Source organism: Yoonia sp. (assembly GCF_036007805.1).
Taxonomy (GTDB): domain Bacteria; phylum Pseudomonadota; class Alphaproteobacteria; order Rhodobacterales; family Rhodobacteraceae; genus Yoonia.
The window spans coordinates 1-5974 of the sequence record NZ_DASYOK010000225.1; the positions used below are offsets into that span (position 1 = coordinate 1).

The 5974-nt window shown below is 56.8% G+C and carries 10 protein-coding genes; 1 reads left to right on the forward strand and 9 read right to left on the reverse strand.

Going from position 1 to position 5974, the window contains the following annotated elements; all coding sequences use genetic code 11:
- Positions 1-16 precede the first annotated feature (16 nt).
- Positions 17-400, forward strand: coding sequence for a DUF2237 family protein (locus tag VGP75_RS12390; protein WP_327543973.1), 384 nt, complete (start codon positions 17-19; stop codon positions 398-400).
- Here VGP75_RS12390 and VGP75_RS12395 read toward each other — a convergent pair whose 3' ends face one another.
- From VGP75_RS12395 to VGP75_RS12435, 9 genes are all read right to left on the reverse strand, one after another.
- Positions 401-880: a helix-turn-helix transcriptional regulator gene (locus VGP75_RS12395; RefSeq protein ID WP_327543964.1), complete on the reverse strand. Its 480-nt coding sequence runs from the start codon at positions 878-880 to the stop codon at positions 401-403.
- A gap of 25 nt (positions 881-905) precedes the next feature.
- Positions 906-1310 (reverse strand): hypothetical protein, encoded by a 405-nt coding sequence (locus VGP75_RS12400; RefSeq protein ID WP_327543965.1) that lies wholly within the window; start codon positions 1308-1310, stop codon positions 906-908.
- 209 nt (positions 1311-1519) lie between these two features.
- A complete protein-coding gene (gene trpB / locus VGP75_RS12405) occupies positions 1520-2746 on the reverse strand; it encodes a tryptophan synthase subunit beta (RefSeq protein ID WP_327543966.1) in 1227 nt (408 codons plus the stop codon).
- Positions 2747-2890: 144 nt separating this feature from the next.
- On the reverse strand, positions 2891-3019 hold the full coding sequence (locus VGP75_RS12410; protein WP_327543967.1) for a hypothetical protein: 129 nt from the start codon (positions 3017-3019) through the stop codon (positions 2891-2893).
- 139 nt (positions 3020-3158) lie between these two features.
- Positions 3159-3806: a phosphoribosylanthranilate isomerase gene (locus tag VGP75_RS12415; protein WP_327543968.1), complete on the reverse strand. Its 648-nt coding sequence runs from the start codon at positions 3804-3806 to the stop codon at positions 3159-3161.
- On the reverse strand, positions 3806-4162 hold the full coding sequence (locus VGP75_RS12420) for a LapA family protein (protein WP_327543969.1): 357 nt from the start codon (positions 4160-4162) through the stop codon (positions 3806-3808). The genes VGP75_RS12415 and VGP75_RS12420 overlap by 1 nt, the downstream gene beginning before the upstream one ends.
- An 84-nt stretch (positions 4163-4246) precedes the next feature.
- Positions 4247-4528 carry an integration host factor subunit beta gene (ihfB, locus tag VGP75_RS12425; protein ID WP_327543970.1) on the reverse strand — a complete coding sequence of 94 codons (282 nt, stop codon included), beginning with the start codon at positions 4526-4528 and terminating at the stop codon, positions 4247-4249.
- Positions 4529-4767: 239 nt separating this feature from the next.
- Positions 4768-5535, reverse strand: coding sequence for an NAD(P)H-dependent oxidoreductase (locus VGP75_RS12430; RefSeq protein WP_327543971.1), 768 nt, complete (start codon positions 5533-5535; stop codon positions 4768-4770).
- A gap of 141 nt (positions 5536-5676) precedes the next feature.
- Positions 5677-5974, reverse strand: a 298-nt coding sequence (locus VGP75_RS12435; protein ID WP_327543972.1) for a S1 RNA-binding domain-containing protein, incomplete at its 5' end; no start/stop codon positions are given.

Here is a 5974-nt window from a genome sequence, read left to right on the forward strand (position 1 = left end):
GAAAGGCAGCGTACCCATGGAAAAAGACCCCTCCTTCAACGTTCTCGGCAGCGCCCTTGCCCCCTGCTCGACCGATCCTATGACCGGGTTCTTTCGCAACGGGGCCTGCGATACCTGCGCCGCCGATCACGGCAGCCACACGGTTTGCGCCGTCATGACAGATGAGTTTCTGGCCTTTTCCAAATACGTCGGCAACGACCTGAGCACACCGCGGCCAGAGTTCGGCTTTCCGGGGCTCAAGGCCGGCGATGGCTGGTGCCTTTGCGCGGGCAGGTTTTTACAAGCCCACGAAGAAGGCTGCGCGCCACAGGTCAATCTGCATGCAACCCACGTCCGGGCGCTGGAAATCGTCCCGATCAACGTTTTGCACGCCAATGCAGCCCCCGATCCGGAAAACTGATCAGGCCTTGGCTATCAGGTCATCAATAAAGAGACTCATAAGCTGTGTGCGCCCGCTGACACCGGCTTTGCGGTAAATCGCATTTGTCTGGGCCTTGATGGTGCCTTCGCTGACCTCACGCAGCCCAGCAATCTCTTGGGTTGACATGCCCTTCAGGGCAAACAGCGCCACATCCCTTTCAGCAGGGGTGAGTTCCCATGCCCCGAACCGTTCTTCCAGAACATCCATAAAGGCACCCGACGCCAGACGAAGCTGATCTTCAACAACAGCATTGCGCACCATCGTCCGGCGCAGGGTGAACCAGCCAAAACCAACCCCAAGCAAAAGGCCCAGCGCCGCGCCGAGTTCCACCAGTTCGTAAAGTTGCCAACTGAGCGGACTGATCCCGAAGATTGATGCAAGAATGCGCGACACAAAAAAGATCGCGCAGAGGAACTGCACCACTACGATAACGACAATGGCCCACTGACCTTTTAGCAAATGCGCTTCCTTTGCTCAGAGCGGACTAGTCATCATCATCGTCGTCATCATCGTCGTCATCGTCGTCATCGTCGTCATCGTCGTTATCATCATCATCATCATCGTCGTCGTCATCATCGTCGTCATCGCGCTCAGAGGAAGACCCCGCGCTATTAGACCCGCCAGGATTGAAAAGCCGCGGACCATCGTCGTTGTCCTCGCGCCAATAGTCGCGCAGGATTTCCCCTGTTTGCGGATCAAAGACAAGCTCGCGGCGCAGATCATCACGCTTTGCGATCACGCGCACGCGGCCCAGCCACGTGCGTTGTAAGGTAATCTCGGAAAATCCCTGGGCGCGCAGCTGCGAGACGATTTGATCCTGCACAGATTGCGCCGCTGCAAATTGAGGTGTGCCCGCAAGCGCGAGACAAATGACGATCTTCCTCAACATGCAAAAGCCACCCGTTCAAGCGCGAGCATTTCTTGTTCGTGCAACATTGCTAACCTCACCATCGATCATCAGCGCCTCTCCAACATCGGAACGCTGCCTCGTACTCCAATATGCCCATTAAAACGAGTCGGGCATATTGATAATGAGTTTACTTTGATCACGGTAGACATTGCGCAGCGCACCTAAACCAAAGTTTAGCCGTCTATAACCTAGGCCTTCATGTCAAAGCCAAGATGTTGAGCCACGGTAAAGATGTCTTTATCCCCGCGCCCGCACATGTTCATGACCAGCAGGTGATCTTTGGGCAGGTCGGGTGCAATCTTCATCACATGAGCAAGGGCGTGGGACGGCTCCAACGCCGGAATGATGCCTTCAAGTGCGCAGCAAAGCTGGAACGCCTCCAAAGCCTCAACATCGGTGATCGCCACATATTGCGCACGGCCAATGTCATGCAACCAGGCATGTTCCGGCCCGATACCGGGGTAATCAAGACCGGCAGAGATGCTGAAGCCCTCAAGGATTTGCCCCACATCATCCTGCAACAGATAGGTGCGGTTGCCATGCAATACGCCCGGGCGCCCGCCCGTCAAAGAAGCGCAATGCTCCATCTTGGCATTCACGCCTTTGCCACCGGCCTCGACGCCGATGATGTTGACTTCTTTGTCATCAAGGAACGGGTAAAACAGACCCATCGCGTTCGATCCCCCCCCGATCGCCGCGATCAGGGTGTCAGGCAGACGGCCCTCGGCGGCCTGCATTTGTTCTTTGGTTTCCTGACCGATGATCGCCTGAAAATCACGCACCATCGCAGGATATGGGTGCGGTCCTGCCACGGTGCCAATGCAATAGAACGTGTCACGCACGTTGGTCACCCAGTCGCGCAGCGCATCGTTCATTGCATCCTTCAGGGTGCCACGGCCAGAGGTCACAGCGACTACTTCTGCGCCCAGAAGGCGCATACGGAACACGTTGGGGGCCTGACGCTCGACATCATGTGCGCCCATATAGACCACACATTTCAGACCGAATTTCGCACAAACCGTGGCCGTTGCAACACCGTGCTGGCCTGCACCTGTTTCAGCAATAATACGGGTCTTGCCCATGCGGCGGGCCAGAATGATCTGGCCCAGCACGTTGTTGATCTTATGCGCGCCGGTGTGATTCAACTCGTCGCGCTTCATGTAGATTTTGGCACCACCCAGATGCGCGGTCAGGCGCTCGGCGTGGTAAAGCGGGCTGGGGCGGCCAACATAATGGGTCCAGAGATCGTGCATTTCGGCCCAGAACGTCTCATCGGTTTTGGCGTGCTCGTATTGCGCCTCCAATTCGAGGATCAGCGGCATCAGCGTCTCGGACACGAAACGTCCGCCAAAATCGCCGAAACGGCCCTTTTCGTCGGGACCGGTCATGAAGCTGTTGAAAAGATCGTTGGCCATAGGACACCTGCTTTATTTGTGCCCGCCAGACGTAACGATTCTTGTGAGAATGGTAAAGCGACCATCAGGTCGCAGGATTTCATCGAAAGTCTGGACGCAAATCCTTGATAAGGATTTGCCCACAATTCCTGAAACAGGAATTGGTTACCCGACCACAACTTTCACAGGTTCAGCATTACAGAACACGATAATCTGTCCTGCGTTTTCAACGGCAGAGTATCCACGACGTCTGATTTCCGCAGTAAACACGTCACGGCCCACCATCCGTTCCATATCGCGCACCTTGCGCCGGACCACGCCACCATCGCGCGCGGATTGCGCCGAAAACAGATGCCGAAACCATGCTTTGGGTGAAAGAGGAAGAATCGCGTGCTACATACCCTCAGCATCTACTTAGAAGGTAAACGCCGCCTTAATCAGCCCGCGCGGCCGCACAAAACGCAGCAATCAGCGCAGCATCTTTCACGCCCGGCGCGGATTCGACCCCTGATGACACATCGACCTGTGACGCCCCTGTCAGCGCAATCGCCTCACCCACCGTGTCCGGTGTCAGACCACCGGCCAGCATCCACGGCACAGGCCAGCGGCGCCCCGCAATCAAACGCCAGTCAAAGGACAGACCGTTCCCGCCTGGTAAATCCGCGTCCTTAGGCGGCTTGGCATCGACAAGGATCTGATCCGCAACACGGGCATAGCTGTCCAGTGCTGCCAGATCGCTTTCATCGGCCACACCAACCGCTTTCATGACAGGCAGCCCATAACGGGCCCGTATTTCCGACACCCGTTCGGGTGCTTCATGTCCGTGCAGTTGCAGGATATCAAGCGGGACATTTGCGGTAATCTCATCAAGCAGCGCGTTATCCGCATCGACCACTAGCGCGACTTTGGCCACACCGGCCGGCACAGCCAGCGCAAGTGTCGCAGCCTCTGCAATCGTTACATTGCGCGGCGATTTCGGAAAAAACACCAGCCCGACATAAGCAGCCCCGGCATCCACAGCCGCTTTGACCGCGGCAACATCACGAAGCCCGCAGATCTTGACCCGTGTCTGGCGCGGCATTAGCCGGTCTTTTCAAGCAATGCCAGAACGTCATCGCCGTCTTTGCCGGTTCCCGCAGCGCCACGCAACTGTGCCACCTCACGCTTGAGCGCCTCGACTTCACGCGCTTTGCCGCGCGCATCGGACCGGATGCGATGTTCGCGCACCCATTCCCACAGGAACCCGATCATCAGACCGGCACCCACTGCAATGAAGATCACAACAAACAAAGGCAGCTGGATATCGGGTTCCAGCCCCATCAAGTCACCGACTGCCTCTGGCATGGCGCGCAGGGTGACGACATCACGATTGGCAAGCCCAATCAGGATAAGGCAAAGGCCGACAATGGCCCAGAATGCATAGCGAATGGTTTTCATAGGGAAAGCATACCGCAGTTCATAGGCGCGGTGAACTGCTATTCCGCGCCGCAGGTTTCAATTCTGTAAAAGCCCTGTGAAGGCCTAGCTGCCGTTCAAGCGGTCGCGCAGCAGCTTGCCGGTCTTGAAAAATGGCACGTGCTTCTCTTCGACTTCCACCGCTTCACCGGTCCGGGGATTGCGGCCAATCCGCTGATCACGCTTCTTGACGGAAAAGGCACCAAACCCGCGTAACTCAACCCGGTCACCACGCGCCATCGCTTCGATGATCTCTTCAAAAATCGTATTCACAATCTTCTCGACATCGCGTTGATAAAGATGCGGGTTCTCGTCGGCGAGTTTCTGGATCAGTTCGGAACGGATCATAGTATGGCCTCCCAACCAGTAAGCGAACACATGGCAGCAGGTTTGTCCCCGCTTTTCAAAAGACTATAGGCATTTTGTAGCGTCGAAGAAATACCGCGATTGTGGCGTTTTCGCCTATTTGCGTCACCAAGACAGCACGGAGCACCCGGATTTGCATCCATTCGGCCCCACGCGCGCGCTTTACGATCACAGTGGCCCACGATGGCGACCCCACCGATTCGCAGCGGATAGAGACGATTTCAGCCCTTCTGGTGCCGGATGAACGGCGTGTAGGAAGGGCGGTCAACGCGCAGTCGCCCATTTTGGTCAAAATCGCTATCCGCGTTAAATGCCAGACGGGGCCGCTCATCGAACCCTGCAATAACTGCCGCCTGACCATCCAGTACAGACTGCAAACGGTGCTGCAAATCAACAGCGCCCTCGCCACTATGATACCCATGCACGCCGTTTACTGTGACAGGCTCCAACACAGAGAAGCCAAGATAGCGCAGCGTATAGGCCGCGGGCCACAGCAAGAGCGCGAGATCACCCTCTTTCCCGTCAAAGCCACATTCTGCGTCCTTCGCGCCGGTCGTGACACAGAACAAAGCCGTCTTATCCGTGCAAAGCCCCGCATCAAACCGCGTATCAACACGATGCAACGCACCATGGACCAGAACTCTCTCGAACCAGCCTTTCAGGATTGCAGGCGGTGAGAACCACCAGATCGGAAAGTGAAAGATGATACGGTCCGCCTGCCGGATTTTCGCAACCTCGTCCTGCACGTCCTTGGGCAGCACACCTCGGGCGGCTGATTGTTCCTGCGCCTTGAGCGGATCAAACTGGACGTCCGCGGGCCAATCCACATAGTGGCGCGGCGCCTCGACCGGATCAAAACCCAATGCATAGAGGTCCGACCACAGCACCTCATGGCCCGCATCCCTTAACGCCTGTACCGTCGCATCGGCCCAGGCTGCGTTGAACGAACGGCGATCAGGATGTGCAAGGACAACAAGTGTGGTGGGCATAGCAAACCTCCGCTTTACACGCGCACCAACGGCATACGCACGATAGGCGAAGGATGTCTAGCGGACGCAAACAAAACGAAAAACCCCCGCCGCAGTCTCCTGCGGCGGGGGTCAATTCAATCGTTGGCAAATGCCTGAGGCTTATTCGTCGCCCTTCAGAGCCGCACCAAGGATATCACCCAAGGATGCGCCGGAATCAGATGAACCGTACTGCTCAACTGCTTCCTTCTCTTCCGCGATTTCGCGTGCCTTGATCGACAGGCCCAGCTTGCGGGTCTTGCTGTCGATGTTGGTCACACGCACGTCAACCTTGTCGCCAACCTGGAAGCGCTCAGGGCGCTGCTCGGCACGGTCACGGGACAGATCGGAACGACGGATGAAGGATTTCGCACCCTCATAGTCAACTTCGATGCCGCCGTCTTCGATCTTGGTCACTTCA

Excerpts from the sequence above, each read along its gene's own strand:
- VGP75_RS12420 (WP_327543969.1), bottom strand. The coding sequence starts at position 4,162 with ATGAAAACCATTCGCTATGCATTCTGGGCCATTGTCGGCCTTTGCCTT.
- VGP75_RS12390 (WP_327543973.1), top strand. The coding sequence starts at position 17 with ATGGAAAAAGACCCCTCCTTCAACGTTCTCGGCAGCGCCCTTGCCCCC.
- trpB (WP_327543966.1), bottom strand. The coding sequence starts at position 2,746 with ATGGCCAACGATCTTTTCAACAGCTTCATGACCGGTCCCGACGAAAAG.
- VGP75_RS12430 (WP_327543971.1), bottom strand. The coding sequence starts at position 5,535 with ATGCCCACCACACTTGTTGTCCTTGCACATCCTGATCGCCGTTCGTTC.
- VGP75_RS12400 (WP_327543965.1), bottom strand. The coding sequence starts at position 1,310 with ATGTTGAGGAAGATCGTCATTTGTCTCGCGCTTGCGGGCACACCTCAA.
- VGP75_RS12415 (WP_327543968.1), bottom strand. The coding sequence starts at position 3,806 with ATGCCGCGCCAGACACGGGTCAAGATCTGCGGGCTTCGTGATGTTGCC.
- ihfB (WP_327543970.1), bottom strand. The coding sequence starts at position 4,528 with ATGATCCGTTCCGAACTGATCCAGAAACTCGCCGACGAGAACCCGCAT.
- VGP75_RS12410 (WP_327543967.1), bottom strand. The coding sequence starts at position 3,019 with ATGGAACGGATGGTGGGCCGTGACGTGTTTACTGCGGAAATCAGACGT.